Here is a 2,030-nt window from a genome sequence, read left to right as displayed (position 1 = left end):
GCCTCATCTGGTCGACGGCTGCCTCCCGCCCACCGGTCTGACCATGGACGACGGCGCGATCAGACCGCCGGACTCCGCGAGTTCAACCTGAGTACCCGCACCCGTCCTGGTCGGCCGTCCGGCGAGGCGCCGATGCACTGGGCGCCGGGTCTCCCCAGGGCAGGGTGCCCGCCGCCCTGCCGGCCGTCGAGAACACCTCCCCGGCCGCCCCCGCGTCAGGACGGGTCGGCGCGCAGGGCGTACGCGCCGACGTCGTGCCCCCAGACCCACGCCTGCCACGCGCGGTCGTCGTTGGTGGGCCGGTGGCTGGTGACGACAGAGCGGCCCGGCCCGCGTTGTTCCCAAGGTGTCGGCCGCCGAACCTGCGCGCTCAACTTCCCCCAAGGCCGTTCGGCACGCGGGATCCCGCCGTTGGCCGTCCTGGAATTTGCGAACCCGCGCGCCTTCATCTGCGGCAGGGGGAAGCGGTGCCCAGTGTCGTGCTGCTGCCGGCCGGGAAGGCGTTGACCGGCCGGGCGGCGGCGGACATCTTCTTCGGCTCGCTCGGCAACCACGGGATCGGGGTCGGCAGGACGGCCGAGCGGATCGGTGAGGCACGGCCGCCGGCGGCGATGGCGGGCTGCGAGACCCGGTCTGCGTGAAGAGGACCGTCGACCAGTTGATCGCCCCCCGAGTGCACCTGCGGAACAAGACGCTGCGGTGGATGCCGTACAAGACCTCCGCCCGCGCGGACATCGAGGAACTGGACTTCGACGGGCGCCGCCGCCTGGTAAAGGCCACGCTCGGGGCGGCTGTCGATGGCCGGGCTGATCGCTGTGCGGGCCGGCTCCCGCACCCGGCTGTGCCACCGCCCCGCGCACCCACCGCCCCGCGCACCCACCGAGCGGACGGGAACACACCCCGCAGCACGGGCGTCCCGAATCCGGCCGGGGGCTCGGTGGTGGCCGGGACAGGGCGCGGGCGCGCAGCGCACTCTATGCACCGTACGGCGGATACCCGATGGCCGTGATGGTGTCGCCCAACTGGTCCAACGTCATCTCCGGGTTCACGGCAGACACCACCGCCGGAGTGAGCGGCCGCAGCCGATAGACGTGGCGTACTGCCGCGAGATCCACCGGGACCCCGAAGTAGCCTTCGGCCCAGTCCTGGTATTTCTCGGGGGAGCCGACGACAAGGAGATCGAAGAGCCATTCGGCCCCGTCCGGAACGAATTCGCTTCCGTCGTAGTCCACTTCGCCTGCCCGCCATCGCTCGTCGCCGGCCTCGCGCCACAAGCAGGCGGTCACTTTCGGTGTCCCGTCGAGCCCGAACGCCGGCTCCTCGACAAGAGACCTGAAGACCTCGGGTACATCGTCGATCACCCCGGGCCAGGGCTCACCGCCCACCTGATCGAACGGACTCATCGGCGACTCGTGGTCGAACCCCCGGATGTACACACCGGCTTCGGAGAAGACAATGGAGTACTCGTCTCCTCCCCCGTTCTCCATCGAGGCCAGTTCCTGCCGCGCGGACCAGTGGGCGTCGAAGTGATGGTGACGCCGGCGTGCATCGGGTTCGCAGATGGCATCCAGCATCGCCATCGACTGGCAAAGACTCCGCAGCGTGGGAACGTCCGGTAGCCGGCCGGCGACAGACCAAGCAGTCATGTGGACATCTCACCACGCAAGCCTGACAGCTCGACGCGGAGGGCCGTCAGGGACTTCGCGGCTCACAGGCGTGCTTCGTGGCTGCCGCCGGCGTGGTCCAGGTCCGCGCGGGTCCGCAGGAACGTGAGGTACTTGGGGTCGTCCTCTTCGAAAATGTCGGGCCCGCCACCCATGCAGGCCCTGATCAGCTCATCCGCAGCCTGATCGTGGTCGCCCAGCTCGAAGGTGGCCGAATTGCACGGTCGTCCCTGTGATGGCTCCGGGCTTTCTGCGGCGGACTCCGGTGAAGCCTAGTGTCTCGTGACCCTGATTGAGTTACTTCGAGTTGTTATTGACGAGTTTCTTCACGCTGGTTTGGACGAGTCGGACCTTGGCGAGGATCTC

Annotated in this window: 2 protein-coding genes; one reads left to right on the top strand and one right to left on the bottom strand. The window is 69.0% G+C overall.

From position 1 onward, the window contains the following. Window positions 1-467: 467 nt before the first annotated feature. A complete protein-coding gene (locus tag ACIRFL_RS43770) occupies window positions 468-641 on the top strand; it encodes a hypothetical protein (protein WP_404041335.1) in 174 nt (57 codons plus the stop codon). Between the two features lie 333 nt (window positions 642-974). Here ACIRFL_RS43770 and ACIRFL_RS43765 read toward each other — a convergent pair whose 3' ends face one another. Then, window positions 975-1,580 (bottom strand): hypothetical protein, encoded by a 606-nt coding sequence (locus tag ACIRFL_RS43765; protein ID WP_404041332.1) that lies wholly within the window; start codon window positions 1,578-1,580, stop codon window positions 975-977. Between the last annotated feature and the right edge of the window lie 450 nt (window positions 1,581-2,030).

It is taken from the genome of Streptomyces sp. NPDC102462, from assembly GCF_044765425.1.
Taxonomy (GTDB): domain Bacteria; phylum Actinomycetota; class Actinomycetes; order Streptomycetales; family Streptomycetaceae; genus Streptomyces.
Note: the sequence above shows the minus strand (reverse complement) of the source record. Positions and strands in the feature narration are given on the sequence as shown.

Coding starts and splice junctions, on each gene's coding strand:
- ACIRFL_RS43765 (WP_404041332.1), bottom strand. CDS start 1,580: ATGGCGATGCTGGATGCCATCTGCGAACCCGATGCACGCCGGCGTCAC.